Genomic DNA, 24,656 nt, shown 5'->3' with positions numbered 1-24,656 from the left:
TTTTTTCCGTGCTTTACCGCGCGCTTTCAGGCCGTTAAAATGTTTTGACTACTTCGTCAACCGTCGTAATTTGCGCGCCATACACATCCTTCAGGTAATTGATGCCGTAAATGTAATCTTCCTCCGTAAAGGAATCTGTCGCATCCTTTGGCACTACGATCTCATAGCCCCAATAATAAGCGTCCGCCGTCGTATGGCGCACGCACATATGCGCGTGCAGGCCCGTAATCACAAGGCGCTCAATGCCAAGCTCGTCCAGCAGGAGCTGCAAATCTGTCTGGAAAAATCCGCTGTAGCGTCTTTTAGGAATCACAAAATCGCCTTCCTGCGGCGTAAGCTCAGGGATCACCTCTGCGCCCGGCGTGCCTGCGATTGCATGATCCCCCCACAATTCCAGTTCCCTGTCAATCCCTTTTAAATGGGAATCGTTGGAATAAATGACGGTCACGTCTTTTTTCCTTGCCTCCGCCACAAGCTTTTCAAGCTGCGGCACGATTGCCACAGCACGCTCGCAGGTAAGCGCCCCTGTCACAAAATCATTGAGCATATCTACCAGAATTACTGCCGTTTTTGCCATTGTTTTTCTCCTTTAAATAATCGAATTATTTTTTATTCCTTACCATTACCTGATAGTGTAGCACAGAAAAAAATGATTACAATAGCATTTCCACTTTTGTTCATTAAAAAAGGAGAGCGAATGGGCTCTCCTATAGGGGAGGATAGGCAAATGAAGCCTATACCATTATTCATATAATGCAGTTGAAAGGTACCGCTCTCCCGTATCCGGGCAAAGAACCACAACCGTTTTTCCTTTGTTCTCAGGACGCCTGGCGATTTGTGCCGCCGCATAAAGGGCCGCGCCGGAGGATATGCCCACCAAAAGCCCCTCCTTTTTTGCGGCAAGCCGCGACGCCGCAAAGGCCTGTTCGTTTTCCACAGTGATGATTTCGTCAATCACCTTTGTGTCCAGTATTTCCGGCACAAAGCCCGCGCCGATTCCCTGTATCTTGTGCGGGCCTGCCTTGCCCTGCGAAAGCACCGGAGAATCCGCAGGCTCTACGGCGATCACCTTAACGTCCGGGTTAGAGCGCTTAAGCACATCTCCAACGCCTGTAATCGTGCCGCCTGTTCCGATTCCCGCTACAAAAAAATCAACTTTGCCGTTTGTGTCGCGCAGGATTTCCTTTGCCGTTGTGCGCCTGTGGATATCCGGATTCGCCGGGTTCACAAACTGGCCCGGAATGAATGAATTCGGTATCTGCTGTTTGAGCTCTTCCGCCTTTGCGATTGCTCCTTTCATCCCCTTTGCGCCTTCCGTCAGCACAAGCTCAGCGCCAAGCGCCGCGAGCAGCTTCCTTCGCTCGACGCTCATGGTTTCCGGCATGGTCAATATCAGCCGGTACCCCTTCGCCGCGCATACAAACGCAAGCGCGATGCCTGTATTTCCACTGGTCGGCTCTATGATCACCGAATCCCGGTCGATAAGGCCCTTTGCCTCAGCATCTTCGATGAGCGCCGCGCCGATGCGGTCCTTTACTGAGGAAAGCGGGTTAAAGTATTCGAGCTTCGCGACAATTTTTGCCGCCGCGCCTTCCTCCCTTTCATAATTTCTAAGCTCCAACAGGGGCGTATTTCCAATCAATTCAATTAAACTATTTGCAATAGGCACTTTCGTTCACTCCTTTTCAAATCTTTGAAAACGCAATTTCAAGGTCCTCAATGATATCGTCAATATTTTCAAGTCCAATCGACAATCTTACCTGATCCTCCGTAACGCCCGCCTTTTCCTGCTCTTCCGGCGACAGCTGCTGGTGTGTTGATGAAGCGGGATGCACCACCAGGGATTTTGCGTCCGCCACATTGGCAAGGTTCGAGAAAAGCTCCAGATGATCGATGAACTTTCTGGCAGCCGCCCCGCCGCCTTTCACGCCAAAGGTAAAGATCGATCCCGCGCCCTTTGGAAAATATTTTTGTGCAAGCCCGTAATATTTATCACCTTTGAGCGACGGATAATGAACCCACGCAACCTTGTCATGCCCGCTCAAATACTCCGCAACCTTCCTGGCATTCTCCACATGGCGTTCTACCCGCAGGGAAAGCGTTTCCAGCCCCTGAATGAACAGGAAGGAATTAAACGGCGACAGGCACGCGCCCGTATCCCTCATGAGCTGCACGCGAATCCTTGTTACAAATGCCGCGGGCGCTGTGTCATATCCAAAACGAACGCCGTGATAGCTTTGGTCCGGCTCTGTGAAATAAGGAAATTTACCGCTCGTCCAATCAAAGGTTCCGCCGTCTATAATCACGCCGCCAATCGACGTTCCATGCCCGCCAATAAATTTCGTTGCCGAATGTACCACTACATCCGCGCCAAATTCAAATGGCCGAATAAGGTAAGGCGTTCCAAAGGTATTATCCACAATCAGCGGGATTTTGTTTTTGTGCGCAATATCCGCCACCTTCTCAATATCGATTACATTGATGCCCGGGTTTCCAAGCGTCTCTATATAAAGCGCTTTTGTGTTCTCCCTGATCGCGCTTTCAAAGTTCGCCGGATCGTCCGGATCGACAAACGTCGTTGTGATTCCATACCGTGGAAGCGTTGTGGCAAACAGGTTGTAGGTTCCTCCGTACAATGTGGACGCCGCTACAATATGATCTCCGGCGCCGGCAATGTTGAGGATTGCATACGTAATCGCAGCAGAACCGGAGGCTGTGGCAAGAGCTGCAACTCCGCCTTCAAGGGCTGCGATCCGTTGCTCAAACACATCGTTGGTCGGGTTCATCAGGCGCGTATAGATATTCCCCGGTTTCCTGAGTGCGAAAAGATCCTCGCCTTCCTGCGTATCGTCAAACACATAGGAGGTCGTTTGGTAGATCGGCACTGCGCGCGCCTTTGTGGTCGGATCCACCTGCTGCCCTGCATGGAGCTGCTTTGTTTCGAATTTGAATTCTCTTGCCATTTCCGTGTTCTCCTTTATTGATAAAATATAATTCCTATCATTTTTGTAATCTTTTAACTTGTTTGCAAGTATATCATCAAAAGATTACTAAGTCAATAGGAATTATAATATTATTATTGATTTTTTTGCGAAATACTCTTACAATAAAATTAACTACTATTTGACAGGATGAGTTGCCGCTCTTTTAAAAAGCGGCGGGAAGGATTGGCAATGAAGCTTTCCACCAAAAGCAGGTATGCGCTCGAGGCGCTGGTATATATGTCTGTTTCCCCGGAAGGAACGCCCATCAGCATCAAACAGATTTCAGAAAAAACGGGAATTTCAGAAGGATATCTGGAACAGATTTTTTTTGCCCTTCGCAAAAAGGGCCTTCTGAAAACCATTCGCGGGAAAAGCGGAGGCTTCCTGCTTGGCAGCGACGCGCAGGATATTACTGCGGGCATGGTTGTACGGGCTATAGAGGGTTGTCTTGTGCCGGTTGCGTGCGTCAGCGACCTTTCCGCATGTGAAAGCCCCGTACGCGACCAATGCGTGACACGCTGGCTGTGGGTTACGATGTCTGATGAGATAAACGCAATCCTTGACAGTCTCACATTGTATGATCTTGGTACGGCATTCGTAAAAGGAGGAGGCACGGCATGAAGATATCGACAAAGGGAAGATACGGCCTGCGCGCTATGATCGATCTTTCGATGAACGCCGCAGACGATTATATTTCCCTCTCAAGCATCGCACAGCGGCAGGCGCTTTCCCTCCGATATCTGGAGGGCATCTTCTCCTCACTTAAAAAGGCGGGGCTGGTATCGAGCATCGCAGGCTCACAGGGCGGCTATAAGCCCGCGCTGCCCGCAGATAAAATCACCATGAAAATGATCCTCACGGCGCTCGAAGGAAGTATGTCCCTCACAGACGGCGACGCGGGAAACGATACTGCGCTGCGCGCCTTTCTCACGGAAAACGTATGGAACAAAATCGACGATACGATCATGCGGCTTTTGGAGCAAACGACAATAGAAGATATGATTCACGAATTTGAAAACAGGGAGCAGGCCGTGGATTCAAGCGGCCTGTGAAGTCTGTTTTTTAATCTGCACTATTTATGTTATAATGAAATCAATAAAGGTAGAAAGAAGATTTTTATGGAAAATGATAAAAGGATTGCGATATTGATCGACGCGGATAATGTATCCGATAAATATATCCCGTTTATTTTTGACGAGATATCCAATTATGGAACGCCGACCTACAAACGCATCTATGGGGATTGGACGACCACGCACAACACCGCCTGGAAAAAGGTGCTTTTGAACTATTCGATTGCGCCAATCCAGCAATACAGCTATACCAAGGGGAAAAACGCGACTGATTCGGCGCTTATCATCGATGCGATGGACATCCTGTATTCCGGAAATGTGGACGGTTTCTGCATCGTATCAAGCGACAGCGACTTTACAAGGCTCGCCGCACGCCTGCGCGAGGCGGGAATGTTTGTGATGGGTATGGGCGAACGGAAAACGCCCGCGCCCTTCATTGCGGCATGTGAAATATTTAAATACCTGGAGGTGCTTGCCTCCAGTACAAACGGCGAAGCCGCAGAAGCTGCCGCAGAAGCCGAAGCGACGGCGGAAAACGAAAAGGTTGGGACAAAGTCTTCCATGGCGAGTAAAACGCAGCTCACACGTGCAATCAAGGCGATCGTCAACGACATTTCTGACGACGACGGCTGGGCCTTCCTTGGCGCAGTCGGAAATTTGCTGAATAAACGGTATCCGGATTTTGACTCGCGTAACTATGGGTTTGCAAAGCTCACCCAGCTTGTAAAATCGTTGCGGCAGTTTGACGTAGAGCCGCGGCCCACGTCAAATCCACATGTAACGCACCAGTTTATCCGCATCAAAGAAAAACCAAAGCGGACAAAGGCCAATTCGGTACGTATTCAATCGTAGCAAAAACTCCCTGCGTTTTTCACGCAGGGAGTTTTTTATATTGTCCTGTACCTGCTGTGTCTGTGTTCTTGCAAAGGCACGGAAATTGTATTCTCTGCTAATCCAGCCTCCTCTGATATTCTGCAAGCTGCTCCGCCGTGCCATAATCGGCGGCCGACTGAATAAGCGCCATCATATTCTCATCCGGCGTGTTGTACCCCATCGCGCAGCCGGAGCTCAAAAATACCCCCATGCCGCCCGTCTGTTCAATAATATTCTTTGCCTTTTCACGCACCTGCTCCGGCGTACCCCATACGAGGGGATCGGACGGATCTACGTTGCCCATAAGGACAGCGCGGTTTCCAACGATTTTTTTTGCCCTGCCCATATCCACCTTCCAGTCCACCTCAATGATTTGCGAGCCGGTATTCGCCATCTCGTCAATGATGTTGGACGCGTCCCCGCAAATATGCAGGGACAGCGGGATTCCATAATCCTGAACCTCCTGCGCCATAATCTTCTCATGCTCAAACGCAAAATCATGGTACATATCAGGTGAAATAAGATTCGGCCCCGCATATGCCTCGCCAATAGAGGTCGCGTCAGCGCCTGCATCCTTCTGCGCTTTAGCAAACCTGATCGCCGCATTCCGGCAATATTCCAGCACCTTGTAGACATCCTTCGGATCCTCGGTCAAAAGATCCATCAAAAAATTTTGCGCCCCGCGAAGAAGGCACGCAAGGTCGAAGGGCCCCTGGTCTGCCCGGCCCATAATAAAGACCTCACCGCCAAGCTTCTGCCGCAAAATCTGCGTTGCCTCCAGCCATACGGGCAGTCTTCCATCCTTTAGCGGATCGGGCAATTCAAGGTTCTCCACATCCTTCAGGCTTTTCAGAAGAGGCTCCGACTCATCCACAACAGCTACATCATCCTCACGGAACTGCACCTTTGCGCCGCATGCTTCAGCGAGCGTCGCATCGTCCACATCAACAACGATTCCATCATAACCAAATTTTTCCTGGCTCACAAGATGTGTCTGCGCGATCAGTTTTCCATCCTTGTTGATTTGTCCGATTTGATAGCCCGCCGTACGGCATGCCACCAAAAACGCCTGCGGTACAACCGGGATCCTGTCCGGCATTTCAAAATTCATAGCCGCCATACATCTTTGCCACGAGTTCATTTTTTCCATTTTCTCCTCCTTTTATTAACCCATTATTAAATTGATTGCATCCTGCGAAATGGTTGCAAAAGCAACATTTACCAATACTGCCATCCCCGGGTAGCTCTCCTGCCCTTCGGGCAAATCCCCGTTGTGCTGGGTTCTATCACTGACAGTGTTTTATACGCACTAACTTAATTTATTAAATTAAGTTAGTGCGTATAAAATGAATCAGCTTTTAAAAATACGTTCAAACACCAATGCCACGCCACCCAGCGCATCAATATTCCGCCCAAAGGACGAATGGTAAATATTGATTTTTTCTGTGTGCTGCGGATAGGTTCTCCCCTTGATAAACTGTTTCAGCTCTCTCATGAAAAACGGGGAATGATCTGCAAGCGCGCCTGTCAATATAATTGTATCCGGGCTCAGGGCAACGATAATATTGCACAATGCGATTCCCACATATTTCGCACAGGCAGCAACTTCCTCCGCAAAGAGGCGCTCGCCGTCCTCCGCGCGCGCGCATACGTCTTCCAGCTCCAGTGCGTCGACCTCTTCGACGCCGTATTCGCGGCAAAACGCCGCGTCCGTTTTCAGCTTTTGCCTTACGGAACGCACAAGCGCTTTTCCATCGGCAAGCGCTTCCAGGCAGCCATAATTTCCGCAGGCGCACTGCGGCCCGTTCATATCAACCATCATATGCCCGATTTCGCCTGAGCCACTGCAAAATCCATGAAATATTTTCCCGTCGATCAGCACGCTGCTGCCAATGCCGCTTTGCATGACGCTGCACAAAAACAGACATTTTGAATCCTTTGCCTGCCCAAACCAATACTCGCACATTGCCGCGGCAGCCGTTTCCTTTTCAAACTCAACCGGAATGCCAATACGCTCTTCGACGATCTGCTTGATGGGCACATTGTGCCAGCCCGGAAGGTTAGGCGGATTGATAATCAGGTTCTTTTCAAAGTCACATGGCCCCGGCGTTATGAGCCCAATGCCGATTACCTGCTCCCGATGAAGACCATTTTCAGCAATAATCGATTCCAGTACATGGATTATTTGTTCGATAATCACATCTTTGCCTGCAGCTGCGTCAATATCCAAATGGATTTCTCCAATAATATTTGCCCTGAAATCCGTGAGTACACAGTTGATACGCACAGAGCTAAGCTCTATTCCAATCAGGTAATGCGCCGCTTTATTCAGAGAAAGCAATATCGGCTTCCTTCCTCCGCTCGATTCCTCCAGGCCGCTTTCCACGAGATAATTCTCCCGCAACAGGTGATTCACAATATTGGTAATCGTCGCGGAAGTCAACCCCAGCTTTCTGGCAAGATCCTTCCTCGATATTTTTTCATTCTCGCGGATCGCATCAAAGACAAGCTGTATATTATTTTCCTTCATTTTTGCACTGTTGATGTTTTTCGACGCCATTTTTTCTCTCTTCTGTATGCTGTTTCAAAATATGTTTTTTTCAGCATATTATATAAATGATAGCGCACGCTATGCGCATAAAAATATTTGCTGCATACCAGTTCCCTGCAAATGTTACTTGCGCAACCATCCGGGGAACTTTGATAACCCGAATCAGTATTTCTGTGGATAGCTTTATCCTACTATAAATAATATGGCTTGTCCATAGATTTGGCAAAACTTTTTTAAATGATTTAATTATATACCGTTTTCTGATCTTTCCTTCTGCAATACCACGTTTCTTCTGTCAAAAAAACGCCCACGTCTTTTACGCGCGGGCGTTTTCCGGCATTCCTGAAATTACAGATCGAGCAACTCAAACGACTTTACAGATTTTTTGTAAGCCGCCAGCGTAAGCAGCGCATACACCGCAACGCCAACCGCAAGCGTCGCAAACTGTGCCGCAAGATTTTCCGGCGTATTCACGTTAAGCGTATCCCGCACGAATGGGACGGCATACGCCGCTGCCTCCGCGACCACGATAAACACTCCGGTTGCGACGCACCCCCACAAAAACGGCACCCCCACCTTATTGGTATCCTTATAATAGCCAGTGAGAAAAACCAGGTTAAATATCCCAAACATCACAAATGAAAAACCAAAAAAGGCTGCATTCGCATCCATGCCCATAAGCGGTATTTCCCCGGCGACCTCCCCGCGTATGGCTGCAAACGGCGCCGCAATCGCCAGCTGAGCAAGCTCTAACAGCACTACTGTAAAAAACCTTGCCCCCACAACGCTCCGCTTGGGAACGGGCAGCAGCATGGTATAGTAGATGTCCTTGTTTTCCCTGCCCAGCATACAAATAAAGAAAATACCAAGGCAGGTATAAAAAAACACAATATAGCCCGGATAGGAAGGAATCAGGATCAATGCGGAAAGAGCCAGGAAAAGGAGCGCGGGAGGCTGCATGGCCAAACGCAATTCTTTCATAATCAGGTTTTTCATATCCTTCACTCCCTCTCCATATGAACCATGATATCCTCAAGGCCCGCTTCGCGCAGCTGCGCGTCTTTTATTGGCAGGTCTTCGGCTTTTACAAGGGCGCTGAAGCCGTTTTTGATGCGTTTATAGCCGATGAGCCGATCCCTGTCAACGTCCTGCGCCTGGCTTGTAAACTCCGCTACCCTGTACTGCTTCAAAAATGTCTCCATCTCCATACTGGCGACGATTTGGCCTTTTTTGATATAAGTCACATCGTCGGCACACTTTTCCAGGTCGGTCGTGATGTGCGTGGAAAAAAGGATACTTACCTTCTCTGTCTCCACAAGCTCAAGGAAAATATCAAGCAGCTCATCCCGGGATACCGGATCAAGTCCGCTCGTCGGCTCGTCCAGCAGTAAAATTTCCGCATGGTGTGAGAGCGCAAGCACAAGCGCGTACTTTACCTTCATCCCCTCTGAAAGCTCATCCGGCCGTTTTGCTTCATCGAGGCCGAAAAGCTCCATATACCGGCGATACGCTGCATCGTCCCATTTATCGTAAAACCGTTTGGTGACGTCCGTAATCGTCCTTAACCGCTTTTTTGGATAGTAGTTGATTCCCCCCAGTACAAATCCGATTCTTTGTTTGATCTCGTATTCATGTTCCGAAAACCGCTTTCCAAAAAACAGGATTTCGCCCTCCGCAGGATGGACAAAGTGGATCAGCGATTTAAGCGTCGTTGTTTTGCCCGCGCCGTTTCGTCCGATGAATCCCATAATCGTGCCTTCCCGCAACTCAAATGAAACGTCCTTAAGCTCAAAACCCGGATACTGTTTCCCTAAACCGCGAACCGATAACAAGTCCATACATGCTTTCCTTTCTGATCCGCCGGTTACTCATCCTGCGGCGTGTCCTGTTTAAACGGCATCTTTTGCGCTCCCAGTATTTCGTCTGCAAAGTCCCTGAAGATATCGTTCCCAACGAGTGCAATTCCCTGTTTGACGTCTGCAAGCACCAGCATCGTATCTCCCGGCTTGATATCAAACATATCACGCACCTGTTTTGGGATGACGATCTGCCCTTTTTCTCCTACCTTTACCGTGCCGATGTATTTTCCGTCCGGCGTTTCTACATCCGTATGTGACATAACGCTTCTCCTCGCTTTCCCACATTTCATACTAGTTATACTTTTCATACTAATCATACTTGCTATTTTTTCTTTTGTCAATATCCGCCCGGATAAATCCGTTTCATGAAAAGATTTTGATGTTACATATAACTGTTGTTCTTTTGCAGTCCTGTCGGTCAAATGGCTTCATACGGACAGCATCCCTGAATCGATTGTGGCAGTGCGTTCACAGGAAATGCGTACCTGAGCTACAAATCTTTTTATATTCTGATATAATGGATACGATTACAGCTTTAGGAGAATCTGCTTTATGGCTCACATATTGAAAAGGCGCGGCATCAGCCCAGCGCAAATACTCGTGTTTGGCTTTGGTGGAATGATCCTGTTTGGAGCGCTTTTGCTGTCCCTTCCCATTGCAACGGCAGATGGGCAACCCCTTCGTTTTTTTGATGCGCTCTTTACGGCAACCTCCGCCGTTTGCGTAACAGGCCTGAGCGTTTTTCCTGTCGGCGCGACGCTGTCCCTTTTTGGACAGGTAACGCTCCTTGTACTGATACAACTGGGCGGGATCGGTTTTATGACGATGACTTCACTGTTGTATATGGCGATTGGCAAACGCTTTACGCTGCGGGACCGCCTTGTGATCCAGAATTCCATGACTCAAAACGCCGCCGATAATTCACGCCTGCAGGGCGTTGTCAAAATGACGCGCGACATCATCATTATGACCGCAGTAATCGAGCTATGTATTTTTCTTGCTTATTCCAGCCGGTTCGTTCCAATGTTTGGCGTATCCCGCGGCTTCTATTACAGCATTTTCCAGGCAATATCGTCATTTTGCAATTCCGGCTTCGACGTCTTTGGTATGGGAACCGGCATGCAGCCTTTTCTGGGCGATCCGGTTATTTATATTGCAACCATAAGCGCGATGTCGCTGGGCGGAATTGGTTTCTACGTGCTTCTGGACCTGTACAGGAAGCTTTGCGACAAACGCCACCGTTTCCAGCTGCATACGAAAATGGTTTTATGCGTTAGCCTGTTTCTTGTTGCCGCCGGCTTTGTTTTGTTTCTCTTCTTTGAGCACAACAATCCCCAAACGCTCGGGCGCGAGGACGTCCCCGTACAGGACAAAGCGTCGTGGGCTTTATTTCATTCGGTATCTTCACGCACCGCCGGTTTTGCGGCGGTTCCGCAAAGCGACCTTACTCCCGCCTCCAAAATTCTGACTGTGATCTATATGTTTATCGGCGCTTCCCCTTCCGGAACGGGCGGTGGGATCAAAACCACTACCGTCGCGCTGATGTTTTTGTTTATCGTGTCCATTATCCGCGGGCGCGAGGACGTTGTCGTCTTTGGGCGGCGTATCAACAAAGCGATCGTATTACGCTCGGTTGTAATTGTAGCGCTTGGAATCCTGTTTGTTTTTATCGCAATCATCATTGTTTCGCTGATCGAATATGAACGGCCGATTTCCCTGTCCGATACGGTATACGAGGTCGTATCCAGTTTTGGCACGGTCGGCATGACCTCTGCCGTCACCGCCAATTTTACAGACGCGAGCCGCGCGGTATTCATGATACTGATGTATGGAGGCAGGGTTGGTATTTTCACTTTCACAATGGCTCTTGCAGCGCGTCTCGAGAACCGCGAAAGCAACATCCGTTATCCGGAAGACCGCATCATGATCGGCTGAGGCAACGCATATGCTTCTTCCCGATGCCCAGTACAAATCAGACCTGCCGCAATCAATAAAAACAGGAACGAAAGAAGGTATGCTTTATGACAGAGCACCGTATCCTTGCCAAAAACAGCGTCGACGGCATACTGGCAGCGCAAAATATGGAATTTGTCGCTGAAGCAAACGGCTTGGGCGTGCTGTTGAGCGGCTATTTTACAACTGCCGCCAACGCTTCCCGTAAAATAAAAAAAGAACTCGGCATTCCAAAAACAAAAAAAGCAGCCACAACAATGGTGCTGGGATACCCGAAAGTGAACTATCAGCGTTCCGCCCAGCGCGAAGGCCCGGACGTTACCTATTTATGAAGAAGGCTGGACGGCGCACCGCTTTCCATCTAACTGCACACGCGCAAGCGCCGCCCGGGCATGGCGTTTTAGTCCGCCACGTAATCCATGCACATGCGGTTTACGACCACTGGCCTTACATATGTGCTCCCCACGCGTTTATGCTCCGGATGCACAAGATAATCCGCAAGCGCCTGTTCGCTTTCAAAGGCGCTGTCCACCATGACCTCTGCATTGCACGACGCAAGCGGCGCGATAATGACATCCATCTTCACGATGCCCGGGATGATTCCTTTGAGAGCTTCCAGCTCGCGTTTGATCGCCGCTTTCGCCTCTTCACGTTCTCCGCCCGTAAGCTCTTCTTTGATATTCCACAAGATAATATGCCTTACCATGCCATTTTCCCCTTTACATATGAAATTTCTTTTGCATTTCCGATTTCACCTGGCGCAGCGCAAACCGCAGTATTCCCAGGATCGTGATACCGCTTGCGAAGGTGCACAACACGAGCGGTACGATTGCGATTTTAATTCCAACCAAATACAGGATGAGCGGAATAAACCCCATCAGCAAAAACAGGACCGCGTAAAGCAAATTCTCGCGCCAATAGGATTTATGAAAATACGAATAAAAATCGATATATGCGATCCCCAGCCCAAGAATCAGCGGCATCATCACCTCATACGACCATCCCAGCCGTCCAACCACAAAGTCAAACGCCATAAACATACCGATAACCGACACCATTTGCAGGAGCGTTTTCAGCCCTGCCGACACATCCGAAATAATCGTTACACGAATCAAAACCCACGCATAAAGTACGGGCGCCGCAACCGCCAAAAACCACGGCGTGCCATCCCATGTAAGCAAATTGATCACAACGCAAATTGCAATAATTAAAAAGGTCGCCAGCGACAAATATTCCGTCGTAAGGCTGCGGCTGTCCACATATGTTTTTTTGTTTACATGCGGATAAAGCTCATTTTCCGCCGGATGCTCCGTGAGGCGCTTACCACATAACGGACAGTATTCAAGGCAGTCGTCCACATATACGTTACAATCGTCGCAATAATTCATTGCCCGCTCCATTCGTTCCCTTTGATCTCCACGCGCATCCCAAGCTCCTTTGAAAAATGCTCAAAAAACCGGCGTGCAATGCCCGTTTCCATAATTCCGCGCGCAAATGTAATAACCATTTTATCCTTGTAGGATACCACCACGCAGTTCATGGGATTCATATCGCTTACGCCAAGCGCATAATAGACCTCTTTGATATGCCTGCTCATGGTTTCCGGAAATTGCGCCGTGCGAAGGTTTGAAAGCACCATGGTATAGCTGCCCTCACCATAGTTTTTGTAACTGCTTGACACCACAAGGTTTTTCACAAAAAGCGGCGTCATACGGATAAAAGGATTCTTTTCGAAGCCTACGTTTTTATTGATGTTGGCGGAGATGCTTTCCTTGGAAAGCCCTGCCTTGAGCTGCTCTGACACAGTCTGTAATATACTGTCAAAGTCAATTTCGCCGCCCACGACAACGCCCACATTGGCAAAAGAGATGAAATTACGCAGCGTATGCGAGGGGAACATCCCCCGCAGGTCCATCGGCACGGAAATAATGATAGGCCGTTTATCGTTTTTATATTCCAGCCCCTGGTCTTTTGCGATACATGTAATCAAAAGAGCCGCCACATAAGCCGAAACCGTCACGCCTTTTGCTTTTACGTGCTTCAAAAGCTCCTTCAGGTCAAGGATGCCATGCGTAAGGAATATTCCCCCGTCATGATTGGGCGTCCCCATGATATGGAACGCGCGCGGCGTACGAAGCTTGTTTGCCGCGCCTTTCGCGTCATAGTACACATTAAAGCTGTTTTCCAGCTCGTCCGCGCGCACCTTTCCCTCCGGATCGAGCACCATGCCCTGCGCGTCCACATCGTAGCCGCACAGCTTAAAATATTCGTACATCAGCGTTTTAAAAAACTCAATCGCACCGGAGCCGTCCGCAAGTCCATGAAAGCACTCCATGACCACGTTATTTTTGTAGTACATAATGTTGAATAAAAAACCATTGTTGATAAAATCCTTCAGGCGTTTGCATGGAAAGCCGCTCTCCTCTTTCACGACGGGGAGCGCGGGATTCGGTTCGAAATAATACCAGAAAAGACCGCGCCGCAGCGTTACCGCAAAGCTCGGAAAACGCGGCATAATCCGCACGAGCGCCTCCTGCAGAATCTCCTTTTGAACCGGCTCCGTAAGCTCAAGCCCAAGCCGGAAGGTCGTATTGTTGTGCGTTTGGGAGATGGATGGATATATTTTTGCCGCGGTATCGAGCCGGTACCAGTTTTGATCGGCCATAAGGACTCCTTTTTGCTGATTTTTGCAAAGGGCGGCATAAAATGCCGCCCTCTTTTATCCAATAGTATACGCGCGCCTACAAATGAAATCAAGAACGCTCAATGAATTACCATTAAAATTTGTCTTTGCAAGCCTTGCCTGCTATGCGGCAGTGCTTTATTTGGTACCGAACAGGCGGTCTCCTGCATCTCCCAGCCCCGGAACAATATATGCGTGGTCGTTGAGGCCTTCATCCACGGCCGCGACATAAACATCCACGTCCGGGTGTGCCTTGCGGACCGCTTCCACGCCCTCCGGCGATGCAATGATGCACACCAGCTTGATGTTGTTGCAGCCGCGCTTTTTGATCAGCGTGATTGCGTCGGATGCGCTGCCGCCCGTGGCAAGCATAGGATCGAGGATAATAAGTTCGCGCTCCTGCGCGTCTACGGGAAGCTTGCAGTAATATTCAACCGGCTGGAAAGTATCAGGATCGCGATACAGGCCGATATGCCCCACCTTCGCGCCCGGAACAAGATTCAGCACACCTTCCACCATACCAAGGCCTGCGCGCAGGATGGGTATGATACCCAGCGTTTTACCGGCGATCACCTTTGTGCGCGCCTTCGTGATCGGCGTTTCCACCTCCACCTCGCGCAGCGGCAAATCCCGCGTTACTTCATACACCATAAGCATCGCGATTTCCTTTACCAGTTCCCGAAATTCCTTTACGCCCGTCGTTTTATCGCGAATCATTGAAACCTTATGCTGCAATAATGGGTGATCGAGTATGTGTGCTGTAGCCATTTGTTCTCTTCCTCCGTATCTTATCTTTTCTTATTTTGAATACTTTTTCTCTACCGCCGTGATCTTGTCGATCCTTCTTTGGTGGCGTTCTCCATTCGAGAACGGCGTTTTCAGGAACAGGTCCACAATGTCCACAGCAAGCCCGGGGCCGATTGTCCTCCCGCCCATTGCAAGCACGTTTGCATTGTTGTGTTCACGCGTGGCGTGCGCTGTAAACGTATCCGAAACAACCGCCGCGCGGATTCCCGGCACCTTATTGGCAGCGATGGAAATACCGATTCCCGTTCCGCAGATAACGATTCCAAAATCCGCGTCCCCTGCGGCAACGCACTCTGCCACCATCTGCCCATAATCCGGATAATCCACCGATTCCTCTTCCTTGATGCCAAAGTCAATGACTTCATAACCATTTTTCAACAAATATTCCATGACCTCCGGCCGAAGAACAATCCCGCCGTGATCGCATCCAAATGCAATTTTCATTTTGTTACTCTCCCTCAGATTTTGTTTTGCCTAAGCGTTATGTCTTTGTCTTTTAAATTATACAATACTTTTTAACGTATTTCCACAATTATCCTGTGAATTCAAGGTAAAAAAAGACAGCGCATGCCTGCGCTGCCGTTCCTTTTAAATTTCGCCTTCAAGGCGTTTTACAAGGAGTGCGATCGCTTCTGACAGCTGCCTCGCACATTCGCGATACTCATCCATACCCTCGTCAAAGGGATCCATGATGTCGTACGAATTATCGACCGGCTCGCCCTCCACGCCCTGCGCGTATCCGAGGACTGTGTGCATTTTCTGCGTATCCTCCGGTGCGATTACCTCCATATGTTCAATCTGCTCCTTGCTCATTGCAAGGATGATGTCAGCCCACTGCGCAAGCTCCGGCGTAAACTGCCGTGCGCCGCGGCTGTCGATCTCGAGTCCATATTCTTCCATCGTGCGGACAGCCTCCTGCGTAGGCTCCGCATCCTCGCAGGCAAACGTGCCCGCTGATTTTGTCTTCACCTCTCCGTGAAGACTGCTACTTCGGTCTACTGCATCGTCCATCAGCGTTTCTGCGATGGGGCTTCTGCACGTATTTCCTGTGCAAACAAACAATACATTCATAGCTTTAAACTTTTTCCTCCATGACGGATACAATCTCGTGTCCCGCCGCCCTTATTATTCTGTTCATGACCGCAAGGCCCATCTTTTGCTCCTGCGCATGGAAATATACCGCGTCGAAATTTCGTTCGTCTATTTCCCGCAACGTGCGGAACAATGCCGCTTCCGCGTCCTGCGCATCCCGGCCCAGAAGGACTGTTTCACAGTCCTGATAAAACGGTTCGCAATCGTCAAGACACATCACCACCGCTTTTTTACCTTGCGTACAATCAATATGATACCTAAAATTGATCTTTTTCGCAACCTCTTTTTTATCGCCCGTAAAGACAACAACATTAGCCCTGGGCGAATAATGCTTATATTTCATACCCGGAGACGCGCATACTTCGTCTTCCTTCAGCTCGCCCGTCACGCTGGAATGTATTTTTACCCGCCCCGTGACCGCCCGGATCATTTCCGGCGTGATGTCGCCCGGCCTCAGGACAACGGGAATTTCGCCCGTCACATCCACCACGGTCGATTCCACGCCGACCTCGCACGGCCCTCCGTCAATCACAAGCGATACGCGCCCGCACAAATCCTCGTAAGCGTGCATGGCAAGCGTGGGGCTCGGTTTCCCCGACGTATTCGCGCTCGGCGCGGCAACCGGTACTCCTGCAAGCGCAATGATTGCCCTCGCAATATCGTTTTTTGGCATCCGCACCGCAACCGTTTCAAGGCCTGCGCTGACCTCATACGGTATCTGCGGTGATTTTTTCAATATAATGGAAAGCGGCCCCGGCCAAAACGCGTCCATCAGAGCGCGCGCAATATCGTTCACCTCCGCCGCAACGCCGTCAAGCTGGCTGTAATCGGCAATATGTACGATAAGCGGGTTATCCTGCGGCCTTCCCTTCGCCTTGAAAATCTGCGCGACCGCATATGCGTCAAGGGCATTTGCGCCAAGGCCATACACTGTTTCCGTCGGAAACACAACCAGCCCGCCGCGTCCTAATTCCTCTGCCGCTTCCCTCACCGCGCCGTCAAAATCCCGCGCTGCGAATATCGTTTTTGTTGCAATCATATCAAAACCACCAAAACGCCCCCAATTACGATTCCCGCCGCGACCGCCGCCCACGTATGCCAGCTCTTGCTGAGTCCCGCGGCCTGCGGCAGCAATTCGCTGAACGTGAGGTAAAGCATTGCGCCTCCGCCAAAGGCGATGCTGCCTCCAAGGAAAACAGGGGATATTGTGCCGATGAGCGCTCCCAGAAGTGCGCCCACAGCCATTGGCAACGCCGCAAGCAGCGCAATCAGGAATATTTTCCCGTATTTTACCCCGCCAAGCTTGAGGGGAATAGCAAGTCCCATTCCTTCCGGAATGTTGTGGACAAACAGCAGCGCCGCAAGCCCTATGCCAAAGCTCCATTCAGAGACAACGCCGCTCCCCAGCGCCAGGCCCTCCGGCAGGTTGTGCACCGCAATCCCCACGGCAAGCAACAGCCCGGAACGCACCATGCGTTTCTCGTTTAGCTCGTGTATCAGTTCTGTATCGTCCGAGGTCTGCACGTCGTGATGCGGCAATATCTTATTGACCAGAAACACTGCAAACGCGCCCACCGCAAACCATATAACCGTAAGCAGCCAGTCCGCCGACTCCACTGCCTCCGGCAGCATATCAAACAGTACAATGGCCAGCATGATCCCGCCGGAAAGTCCCATGAGGACAGCCGGGATACGTTTTCCGTTTACCTTGATAAAATAAGTGAGGATTGCACCGATTCCTGTGCCAAACGCACCCACAACAGCGCCTATAAGCGTTGCGTATAGTATTCCATCCATTGCATTCATTCCTTTTCAGTCGGTATCCCCATACCATTCCCAATCAATCATATAATAACGTTCGATTCGAGGGGAATCCGAAGTCGGGCGCATAAGACGCTGCCCTTCGGAGACGCGCCGTACAGTTCAAAAATTAAAATTGTGTACGGCGCGCTGCATCCGCCTATTAAGGCATAAGCGGGACAACATGGTCACGGCTCCTGAAGCTCCTCATTGCAGCATCTTATGTGCCCGCCGGCAAGCGTCAGCAAAATTCTTACACATTGCGATCTAAGCTAAGCGTTTGCCAGCGCCGGGGCAGCCTGTTGCATTCAAAGCCTGCTTACTGCGTGCGCAAAGGCATTTTCATGCAACAGGCTGCCCCGGCGTGAAATAAGTCGGTACAGTATAAGCATGCTTCACTCGAACGTTATTATATTCTTTTTCGATCATCTCCCGATCAGAAAATCCAGAATGTTCCAGCCGTCGTCCGTCTGTGCTTTATAAAGCTCTGTAAAGCCGCACTTCGCACAGCTCACCGTAATAAATTTCTTGTTCTGCACGTCAAATATCTTGGAAAAATTCCCGCCTGTTGCCTGAAATTGGTCGTGCACATATTGATTGCACCCGCATTTAGGGCAAATATACTGTACTTTGTCCATTGTATCCCCCTATCATACCGCCCCGTTGCCTCTATTGGCATATAGGCCGCTTTATTTCTTTTCCTGTTCCGCAGAATAATCGAGGAAATTCCCCTCTACCTTCCACAGGCGTTCAAGCTGGTAGAACTCGCGTTCGTCCTTGTGGAAAATATGGACCAAAACGTCGCCGTAATCGATGACCACCCAGCGGCCTTCCCGCTCGCCTTCCACGCGAAGCGGCTTTACTTCCTCCTCCGCCAGTTTGAATTGCACTTCCTGCGCCAGCGTTTGCACGTGGGACGTATTGGGCGCGCTCGCCACCACAAAATAATCTGAGATAATCGTCATATCCGCAACCTTCAAAACAACGATATCCTGCGCCTTTTTGTTATCCAGTATTTCCGCAATTTTTTTTGCCCGCTCTGAAATCTCCAACATCAAATCTCCTCTCCTGAAAACAGCTTTCGATAATAGTTATACGCCCCCACCGAATCTGTATCGATGAGGCTTTTCTTTTCTACAATATCAATAATCGACATCTTCAGTCCGTAAAGCACCGCTTTGTCGATATTCTCAAACGCAAGCCTGCGCGCTTCCCCGACTCCCGGGAAATCCCTGTTTGGTTCGATATAATCCGCCATATACACGATTTTCTCCAGCATGGTCATGCTTTTCCTTCCCGTAGTATGCCAGCGGATCGCGTCCAGCACATCCTCATCCGTCACATAACCCTTGTCCTTTAATACTGCGGCTGCCGTATGCCCGTGCAGCGTCTTATCCGTCAGGTATGGAATCCCATATTTTTGAGCAAGCGCCACATTATCCTTTTGCTTGGTAAAATCGTGCAGCAGCCCGGCCATACCCGCTTTATTGATATCAGCGCCATAGCGCTGCGCAAGTGCAATGGCTGTTTCCTCCACGCCCAGGGAGTGTTCAAATTTTTCTCCCCTGACATTTTCCTTCAGAAGCGCAACGATCCCATCACGGTTTCCGATATAATCCATTTGCAATGATGTATTCCTCCACGCTTTTGGGAACGAGTCCTTCGATGCTGCGTCCATCGCTCACCCGTTTCCTGATGTATGAAGAGCTCACGAAAAGCCCCGTATATTCCGATAAAAAAATCTGCGCGCCATATTCCCATTTAAGCCGCGCGATCTCTGCTGTCAGCTTAATCAGGTCATGGCTTTGCCGGCGCACACAGATAAACCGCGTAGACGCCAGAAGCTTTTCGAACTCGTGCCAGCTGCATAGCTCGAATACCGTATCCGCGCCAATAATGAAATAATAATCCGTATCCGGATTTTTTTCTTTCAGGCCGCACATCGTGTCTGCCGTGTACGAATAGCCCTTTCGCTTTACCTCGATATCCAAAATGCGGACGCTGCGGCTTTGGGAAACACACAACCGCGTCATTGCAAGACGCATCTCCTTTGGCGCGAGATTGTCTGTTTTGTGCGGCGGATTTCCGCACGGCATCAGGTATACCTCGTCCAGTGCAAACTCCCTTTCCACACGCTCCGCCATATCGATATGCCCGCTGTGCGGCGGATTGAATGTGCCGCCAAGGATGCCGACCTTCTTTCTTGGAACGCCCGGCCTCGCATCACGCGTGATTGTCATGCCTTCCATATACTCCATTGATTCAAATCTCGATCTTTTTCTTGGTTTTGGATTCGCGGTACAACACAAACTTCCGTCCAATTACGCTGACGCCCTCGGCACCCAGCTTTTCTGACAATTCATTGCATGCCTGCCGTGCGTCGGTACCGCTGTTTTGCTGTACCGTGCCTTTAATCAGCTCGCGCGCCTCGAGCGCGTCGTCTGCCTGCGTCAAAATATTTTGCGTGATATCGCCTTTGCCAATATGAATCACCGGCTCCATATCCTGCGCCATGCCGCGCAGCTTCGCCCGTTGTTTGCTTGTCAGCATCTTCCTCTGCCCTTCCTCTTTTGATCCAGCTTGTCCGTCATCGTGAGATACTTTTTACGATTCTGCTCACGTCCCCGCTCTATGCGTGTCCTCTCCCTGACCATTCCCATACGTACACCGCTGCTGATTGCAATCACAATCAGGGCAATGATCCAGAGAAGATAGCTCTGCGCGGGAACCTCTCCCACATAACTCCATAACCATACGCCAACCGCAACCAGAATGATCGCAGCCGCGCTCAATATCCTTCTCACGTCGCGTAAAACACGCACACGCTTCGCTGTTTCCATTACGCTTCCCCCAAATCCGCCGTTATTCCACGAAATCAAATTCTTCGCCGTTCAGCCTAACGGTATCGCCATCCTTTGCACCCGCCTGTACCAAACGCTTTATGATTCCCATATCCTTGAGCAGCTTGTGGAAATGCCGCATGGAATCCACCTCGTCCGGATTAATACGCGAAAATATCTCCTCGATAAGGGAGCCGTTCGCCTCCAGCACACCGTCCTCTCCATATTCAACCTCCAGCGTCAGCTCGGAATCCTGCATCTGCCATTCCTCAATCACGCCTTCTTCCTCAATAAGCTGTTCCTCCGGCAATGTTTTCAGAACATCCATCATCGCAACCTGAAGCGCGTCGATTCCTGTCCGCGTCGCCGCTGAAATCAAAAACACCTGTTTATCCGGATATATCTTTTGGAACCGTTTGAGATTTTCTTCCGCATCCGGCAGGTCGGCCTTGTTCGCCACTATGATTTCCGGGCGCTCGGCAAGCTGCTGCGAGTATTTTTTCAACTCCTCGCGTATTTTCACATAATCGTCAAGCGGATCGCGCCCTTCCGATCCTGCGATGTCAAGCACATGGGCAATCATACGCGTGCGCTCGATATGACGCAAAAAATCGTGTCCCAATCCTGCGCCCTCAGACGCCCCTTCGATCAGCCCCGGGATGTCGGCTACGATAAAATCATAATCATACGTTTTCACCACGCCAAGATTTGGCGCAAGCGTGGTAAAATGATAATTTTCGATTTTTGGCTTTGCGGAGGTCATCGCGGAAAGCAGCGTCGATTTTCCAACATTTGGAAAACCTACCAGGCCCACATCCGCTATCGATTTCAGCTCCAGGATAATTTCACGTTCCTGCACCTTTTTCCCGGGAGTCGCAAACCGCGGCGTCTGGCGCACAGAATTGGAAAACCGGGCGTTGCCTTTGCCTCCCGGGCCTCCCTTTAAAACCGTTATTCCGTCGCCATCACGAATATCCGCCGCAATACGTCCTGTCTCGCGGTCTATGATCACAGTGCCTACCGGAACCTTTACGACCACATCCTCGCCGTTCCTGCCCCGCATATTTTTCTTTTTACCATTCTCGCCGTTTTCGGCCCTGAACTTCCTGTGGTATCGAAAATCCATCAGCGTACGCATTCCGGGATCCGCAACAAAAACAACGTTTCCGCCTGTTCCGCCATCCCCGCCGTCCGGCCCTCCGGCGCTGACATATTTTTCGCGGCGAAACGAAACGGCGCCGTTTCCGCCGTCGCCCGCCTTGATTACGATCCTTACTTTATCTACTATCATTTATTGTTATAAGGGCACAAATCAGCAATACAGCAGGTATCGCACAAAGGCTTTTGCGCCTTGCACACCCTGCGCCCATGCCAGATCAGCCAATGGTGCGCCTGTGCCCAGTCCTCTTTCCTGAATATTTTTGTAACCTGTTCCTCTACCTTGTCCGGATTATCGGAATTGGCAAACCCAATCCGGTTGGACACGCGTTTCACATGGGTATCCACGGCAAACGCCGGAAGGCCAAACGCAAACGCCATCACAACATTCGCCGTCTTGCGCCCCACGCCCGCAAGTGTCGTCAGCTCCTCCATAGTGTGCGGCACCTGCCCGCCGTATTCGCTCATAATCCGCTGCGCGCAGGCAATCAGGTTCTTCGCCTTGTTTTTGTAAAGCCCGCAGGTCTTGATATAGCTTTCGAGCTCCGCAAGGTCTGCCTCCGCGAGCTCCTTCGGGGACGGGTAACGCTTAAAAAGATCCTTTGTCACGATATTGACGCGCACATCGGTGCACTGCGCCGCCAGAATCGTCGCGACCAGAAGCTCGTACGGATTTTCATACACCAGCGCGGATTTTACATCCGCATATTCTTTTCTCAATCTTTCGATGATTTCCTGTTTATTATCCATAATCTTATTTTAACACAAAAAAAATGGTTTTATCAATAAAACGCTTTTTTCCTTTGATTTATTGCATATCACAAATAAGCAATAGCCGTATCTCTATTTTAACACGTATGGTGATACTGACATTTTTCAGCCATTCTTACCCCCGGAGGCAAATACCCGTCAGCGCCGCGACTTGACAATTTATAGTAAAAGTTATTTAATAATAATTGAAAGAGTTTATTATTGTTTATCAAAAATCAACAAGTTTCTCAACACATCTTGATCGTATCTGTTTTATTCTTTTCGCACTCATGGTTTAGTTTCTATATAAAAATAAAAGGAGATTAGTCCCATGTTTTAGTTATTATATCATCGCATAAGGTTATATTCCCCTATCTTTCCCTGGCCGCAGATGGTTCTGCAGCGGATAAAGTCCCGACCACGGATGAATTGCCTCCCTGGTTGCCAGACGATGCGCCCGCGCCGCTTCCAAGTACTGAAATTAGCACCATTCATTTTTACATAAATGACAACAACGAAGCCGTTGTTTATGATCCGGAGACTACAATAGTACCTTATACTTCTGTGAGAGGAAAAAATGGAACCGCGACAATTTATTGGACGATGAAAAACCAGGTGTTCTGGTCTGTCACGTCTGTAACGAAAGCTTATATGCTTTTCAGCGGAAACATTACTTCAAACCAGGGAGGTTCTTATGGCGTCGGCGGTGCAGGCGGCGCTGGTTATGTTTCAGGAACGAAAAGTATACCTTCCTATGCGGGCAGGACAACGACGGTAACGCTAACCGGTTTTATGATTGATGCCTGGGGAATTTCCTTCACTCTTCCGGGAGTCTCCTCTTCCTATTACCGTTCAAAATGAAAAATGATATAATATCGTTAGATATGTATGATGTTAAGATAAAGTATATGGATTACTTATTCGATGCGCAGCTCTTTGTTCCGCCTGATAATGATAATGTAATCAATATTTCGCTATGCGTCCACCCGGACAACAAACAGGAGCAAGCGATATGTAACAAAACTGTCGGTATAATCAATAAAGATATACAAATGAAAGATATACAGATAGAAATTAACGGCATTTTGTTTCAGGCAGTGATGGAAGGATATTCATTTACTTTTGATCAAAGTCATAACGTATATAGTGATTATTCCTTGATCATAAAAAATGAACTGAGAGTTGTATAAAAATCAGCGTCACTTTGCCATTTGCTCTTTAACCGCCATCATTATTTTAGTTTGATGATGGCGGTTTTTTTACGGCCTGAAAATTTTATCAATAAAACGCTTTTTTCCCATGGTTCCACCAGTGTATTTTTGTATTTATGTCATGTTAACTTGACTTTTATCAGATTCGTGTTATCATTTGTCATGTAAACACGACATTTGCGGAGGATATGATGAAAAACAGGATTCGGCAGCTTCGGCTTCAGCAGGGGATGACACAGGAACAGCTTGGCAGGCGCGTAGGCGCGTCCCGGCAGGCGATTAACGCAATCGAAACAGAAAAATACGAACCTTCGATCTGGCTGGCTTACGATATCGCACAGGTTTTTGGTTGCGCGATTGAAGAGGTTTTCCAGTTTGAGCAAAGCGTAAAAAAATCGCGCGTGGAAAGCAGCAGGAGGGCAGTGCTGTAATGGCGGTGCGCAATTTACGTTACGAAGGCGACGAAATCCTGTCCAAAAGATGCAGGGAAGTAACTGTTATTGACGACCGTATCCGCGGACTGCTTGCGGATATGGCGGACACCATGTATTCCACGGGAAACGGCGCGGGGCTTGCCGCTTGTCAGGTTGGCGTATTGAAACGGCTTGTAGTGATCGATATGGGAGACGGCCTTAAAAAACTTGTGAATCCGGTTATCGTCGAAACCAAGGGGCTCCAGCGCTGTACCGAAGGCTGTCTCAGTTTTCCAAACCGCTATGGCAAAACAGCCCGTCCACGCGTTGTTACAGTACGCGCACTTGATGAAAACGGCCGGGAGTTCATGATGACCGGCGAAGGCGAGCTCGCGAAATGCCTGTGCCATGAGCTGGACCATCTGGATGGTATTGTTTTTACCCAAAAGGTATACGAATGGTGCGAATAGCTTCCGGACGGCGGCCTTTGCAGGGCTGCCCGCCATATTTTGGTTTTTTCCGCCGGACGCCACTTCAGGTTGCGCTTGTGCAAGCGCCGGTTTGTAGACTCTGTCCGCTGCTCAGGATATAATGCGGATCAGGAACAAA

Annotated in this window: 31 protein-coding genes and 1 pseudogene; 8 read left to right on the top strand and 24 right to left on the bottom strand. The window is 49.5% G+C overall.

Annotation, left to right across the window (positions count from 1 at the left end):
- Positions 1-34: 34 nt before the first annotated feature.
- From CHK_RS11390 to CHK_RS11380, 3 genes are all read right to left on the bottom strand, one after another.
- A complete protein-coding gene (locus CHK_RS11390) occupies positions 35-577 on the bottom strand; it encodes a cysteine hydrolase family protein (RefSeq protein WP_046444161.1) in 543 nt (180 codons plus the stop codon).
- 165 nt (positions 578-742) lie between these two features.
- The gene (gene cysK, locus CHK_RS11385) at positions 743-1,669 is read right to left on the bottom strand and encodes a cysteine synthase A (RefSeq protein ID WP_046444160.1); all 927 of its coding nucleotides are present in this window, start codon (positions 1,667-1,669) and stop codon (positions 743-745) included.
- Positions 1,670-1,685: 16 nt separating this feature from the next.
- Positions 1,686-2,963, bottom strand: coding sequence for an O-acetylhomoserine aminocarboxypropyltransferase/cysteine synthase family protein (locus CHK_RS11380; RefSeq protein ID WP_046444159.1), 1,278 nt, complete (start codon positions 2,961-2,963; stop codon positions 1,686-1,688).
- Between the two features lie 210 nt (positions 2,964-3,173).
- Here CHK_RS11380 and CHK_RS11375 point away from each other — a divergent pair, with 210 nt between their 5' ends.
- The 3 genes from CHK_RS11375 to CHK_RS11365 all read left to right on the top strand — a co-directional run bounded on the left by CHK_RS11375 (position 3,174) and on the right by CHK_RS11365 (position 4,909).
- Positions 3,174-3,605 (top strand): RrF2 family transcriptional regulator, encoded by a 432-nt coding sequence (locus tag CHK_RS11375; RefSeq protein ID WP_046444158.1) that lies wholly within the window; start codon positions 3,174-3,176, stop codon positions 3,603-3,605.
- Positions 3,602-4,036, top strand: coding sequence for an RrF2 family transcriptional regulator (locus CHK_RS11370; RefSeq protein ID WP_046444157.1), 435 nt, complete (start codon positions 3,602-3,604; stop codon positions 4,034-4,036). The genes CHK_RS11375 and CHK_RS11370 overlap by 4 nt, the downstream gene beginning before the upstream one ends.
- A 66-nt stretch (positions 4,037-4,102) precedes the next feature.
- Complete coding sequence (locus CHK_RS11365) at positions 4,103-4,909, top strand: NYN domain-containing protein (RefSeq protein WP_046444156.1); 807 nt, start codon at positions 4,103-4,105, stop codon at positions 4,907-4,909.
- Between the two features lie 97 nt (positions 4,910-5,006).
- On the opposite strand, the gene CHK_RS11360 is transcribed toward CHK_RS11365, so the two are convergent.
- The 5 genes from CHK_RS11360 to CHK_RS11340 form a co-directional block, all read right to left on the bottom strand.
- Positions 5,007-6,080, bottom strand: coding sequence for a uroporphyrinogen decarboxylase family protein (locus CHK_RS11360; protein ID WP_046444155.1), 1,074 nt, complete (start codon positions 6,078-6,080; stop codon positions 5,007-5,009).
- Positions 6,081-6,281: 201 nt separating this feature from the next.
- Positions 6,282-7,490, bottom strand: a complete 1,209-nt coding sequence (locus CHK_RS11355; protein ID WP_046444154.1) for an ROK family transcriptional regulator — start codon at positions 7,488-7,490, stop codon at positions 6,282-6,284.
- A 339-nt stretch (positions 7,491-7,829) separates the two neighbouring features.
- A complete protein-coding gene (locus CHK_RS11350; protein ID WP_046444310.1) occupies positions 7,830-8,477 on the bottom strand; it encodes an ABC-2 transporter permease in 648 nt (215 codons plus the stop codon).
- Between the two features lie 5 nt (positions 8,478-8,482).
- A complete protein-coding gene (locus CHK_RS11345; protein ID WP_046444153.1) occupies positions 8,483-9,319 on the bottom strand; it encodes an ABC transporter ATP-binding protein in 837 nt (278 codons plus the stop codon).
- A 26-nt stretch (positions 9,320-9,345) separates the two neighbouring features.
- The gene (locus CHK_RS11340; protein ID WP_046444152.1) at positions 9,346-9,600 is read right to left on the bottom strand and encodes an AbrB/MazE/SpoVT family DNA-binding domain-containing protein; all 255 of its coding nucleotides are present in this window, start codon (positions 9,598-9,600) and stop codon (positions 9,346-9,348) included.
- Between the two features lie 292 nt (positions 9,601-9,892).
- Between CHK_RS11340 and CHK_RS11335 the strand changes: the two genes are divergently transcribed.
- Both CHK_RS11335 and CHK_RS11330 read left to right on the top strand, forming a co-directional pair.
- Entirely contained in the window at positions 9,893-11,275 is a 1,383-nt protein-coding gene (locus tag CHK_RS11335) for a TrkH family potassium uptake protein (RefSeq protein WP_046444151.1), read from the top strand.
- Between the two features lie 101 nt (positions 11,276-11,376).
- Positions 11,377-11,625 (top strand): annotated as a pseudogene (locus CHK_RS11330) (nitroreductase family protein); the annotation flags it as partial.
- Positions 11,626-11,693: 68 nt separating this feature from the next.
- On the opposite strand, the gene CHK_RS11325 reads toward CHK_RS11330, so the two are convergent.
- The 16 genes from CHK_RS11325 to nth all read right to left on the bottom strand — a co-directional run bounded on the left by CHK_RS11325 (position 11,694) and on the right by nth (position 22,423).
- Positions 11,694-11,999 (bottom strand): Dabb family protein, encoded by a 306-nt coding sequence (locus CHK_RS11325; protein WP_046444150.1) that lies wholly within the window; start codon positions 11,997-11,999, stop codon positions 11,694-11,696.
- Positions 12,000-12,012: 13 nt separating this feature from the next.
- Positions 12,013-12,681 (bottom strand): DUF6320 domain-containing protein, encoded by a 669-nt coding sequence (locus CHK_RS11320; RefSeq protein WP_131924672.1) that lies wholly within the window; start codon positions 12,679-12,681, stop codon positions 12,013-12,015.
- Positions 12,678-13,958 carry a hypothetical protein gene (locus tag CHK_RS11315; protein WP_046444148.1) on the bottom strand — a complete coding sequence of 427 codons (1,281 nt, stop codon included), beginning with the start codon at positions 13,956-13,958 and terminating at the stop codon, positions 12,678-12,680. Before CHK_RS11315 ends, CHK_RS11320 begins: the two co-directional genes overlap by 4 nt.
- Positions 13,959-14,114: 156 nt before the next feature.
- Entirely contained in the window at positions 14,115-14,744 is a 630-nt protein-coding gene (gene upp / locus CHK_RS11310; RefSeq protein ID WP_046444147.1) for a uracil phosphoribosyltransferase, read from the bottom strand.
- 30 nt (positions 14,745-14,774) lie between these two features.
- The gene (gene rpiB, locus CHK_RS11305; RefSeq protein ID WP_046444146.1) at positions 14,775-15,227 is read right to left on the bottom strand and encodes a ribose 5-phosphate isomerase B; all 453 of its coding nucleotides are present in this window, start codon (positions 15,225-15,227) and stop codon (positions 14,775-14,777) included.
- A gap of 144 nt (positions 15,228-15,371) precedes the next feature.
- Positions 15,372-15,854, bottom strand: a complete 483-nt coding sequence (locus CHK_RS11300; RefSeq protein WP_046444145.1) for an arsenate reductase/protein-tyrosine-phosphatase family protein — start codon at positions 15,852-15,854, stop codon at positions 15,372-15,374.
- Positions 15,855-15,858: 4 nt separating this feature from the next.
- On the bottom strand, positions 15,859-16,914 hold the full coding sequence (locus CHK_RS11295) for an L-threonylcarbamoyladenylate synthase (RefSeq protein ID WP_046444144.1): 1,056 nt from the start codon (positions 16,912-16,914) through the stop codon (positions 15,859-15,861).
- A complete protein-coding gene (locus tag CHK_RS11290) occupies positions 16,911-17,672 on the bottom strand; it encodes a ZIP family metal transporter (RefSeq protein ID WP_046444143.1) in 762 nt (253 codons plus the stop codon). The genes CHK_RS11295 and CHK_RS11290 overlap by 4 nt, the downstream gene beginning before the upstream one ends.
- Positions 17,673-18,100: 428 nt before the next feature.
- On the bottom strand, positions 18,101-18,313 hold the full coding sequence (locus tag CHK_RS11285; RefSeq protein ID WP_046444142.1) for a zinc ribbon domain-containing protein: 213 nt from the start codon (positions 18,311-18,313) through the stop codon (positions 18,101-18,103).
- Positions 18,314-18,364: 51 nt separating this feature from the next.
- Positions 18,365-18,730, bottom strand: coding sequence for a ribosome silencing factor (gene rsfS, locus CHK_RS11280; RefSeq protein ID WP_046444141.1), 366 nt, complete (start codon positions 18,728-18,730; stop codon positions 18,365-18,367).
- Positions 18,730-19,296: a bis(5'-nucleosyl)-tetraphosphatase (symmetrical) YqeK gene (gene yqeK / locus CHK_RS11275; RefSeq protein ID WP_046444140.1), complete on the bottom strand. Its 567-nt coding sequence runs from the start codon at positions 19,294-19,296 to the stop codon at positions 18,730-18,732. Before yqeK ends, rsfS begins: the two co-directional genes overlap by 1 nt.
- The gene (gene nadD / locus CHK_RS11270) at positions 19,274-19,933 is read right to left on the bottom strand and encodes a nicotinate-nucleotide adenylyltransferase (RefSeq protein ID WP_052740541.1); all 660 of its coding nucleotides are present in this window, start codon (positions 19,931-19,933) and stop codon (positions 19,274-19,276) included. The genes yqeK and nadD overlap by 23 nt, the downstream gene beginning before the upstream one ends.
- A gap of 4 nt (positions 19,934-19,937) precedes the next feature.
- The gene (gene yhbY / locus CHK_RS11265; RefSeq protein ID WP_046444139.1) at positions 19,938-20,225 is read right to left on the bottom strand and encodes a ribosome assembly RNA-binding protein YhbY; all 288 of its coding nucleotides are present in this window, start codon (positions 20,223-20,225) and stop codon (positions 19,938-19,940) included.
- Positions 20,219-20,515 (bottom strand): hypothetical protein, encoded by a 297-nt coding sequence (locus tag CHK_RS11260; RefSeq protein ID WP_046444138.1) that lies wholly within the window; start codon positions 20,513-20,515, stop codon positions 20,219-20,221. The genes yhbY and CHK_RS11260 overlap by 7 nt, the downstream gene beginning before the upstream one ends.
- A 22-nt stretch (positions 20,516-20,537) precedes the next feature.
- On the bottom strand, positions 20,538-21,806 hold the full coding sequence (gene obgE / locus CHK_RS11255; RefSeq protein WP_046444137.1) for a GTPase ObgE: 1,269 nt from the start codon (positions 21,804-21,806) through the stop codon (positions 20,538-20,540).
- Positions 21,803-22,423 carry an endonuclease III gene (nth, locus tag CHK_RS11250; RefSeq protein WP_046444136.1) on the bottom strand — a complete coding sequence of 207 codons (621 nt, stop codon included), beginning with the start codon at positions 22,421-22,423 and terminating at the stop codon, positions 21,803-21,805. Before nth ends, obgE begins: the two co-directional genes overlap by 4 nt.
- A gap of 564 nt (positions 22,424-22,987) precedes the next feature.
- Between nth and CHK_RS16380 the strand changes: the two genes are divergently transcribed.
- The 3 genes from CHK_RS16380 (at position 22,988) to def (ending at position 24,517) form a co-directional block, all read left to right on the top strand.
- Positions 22,988-23,284 (top strand): hypothetical protein, encoded by a 297-nt coding sequence (locus CHK_RS16380; RefSeq protein ID WP_160295642.1) that lies wholly within the window; start codon positions 22,988-22,990, stop codon positions 23,282-23,284.
- Between the two features lie 541 nt (positions 23,285-23,825).
- On the top strand, positions 23,826-24,065 hold the full coding sequence (locus tag CHK_RS11235; RefSeq protein WP_046444133.1) for a helix-turn-helix transcriptional regulator: 240 nt from the start codon (positions 23,826-23,828) through the stop codon (positions 24,063-24,065).
- Positions 24,065-24,517, top strand: a complete 453-nt coding sequence (gene def / locus CHK_RS11230; RefSeq protein ID WP_046444132.1) for a peptide deformylase — start codon at positions 24,065-24,067, stop codon at positions 24,515-24,517. Before CHK_RS11235 ends, def begins: the two co-directional genes overlap by 1 nt.
- Positions 24,518-24,656 lie beyond the last annotated feature (139 nt).

Source organism: Christensenella hongkongensis (assembly GCF_000981035.1).
Taxonomy (GTDB): Bacteria; Bacillota; Clostridia; order Christensenellales; family Christensenellaceae; genus Christensenella; species Christensenella hongkongensis.
This window is presented reverse-complemented; position numbering and strand designations above follow the sequence as displayed.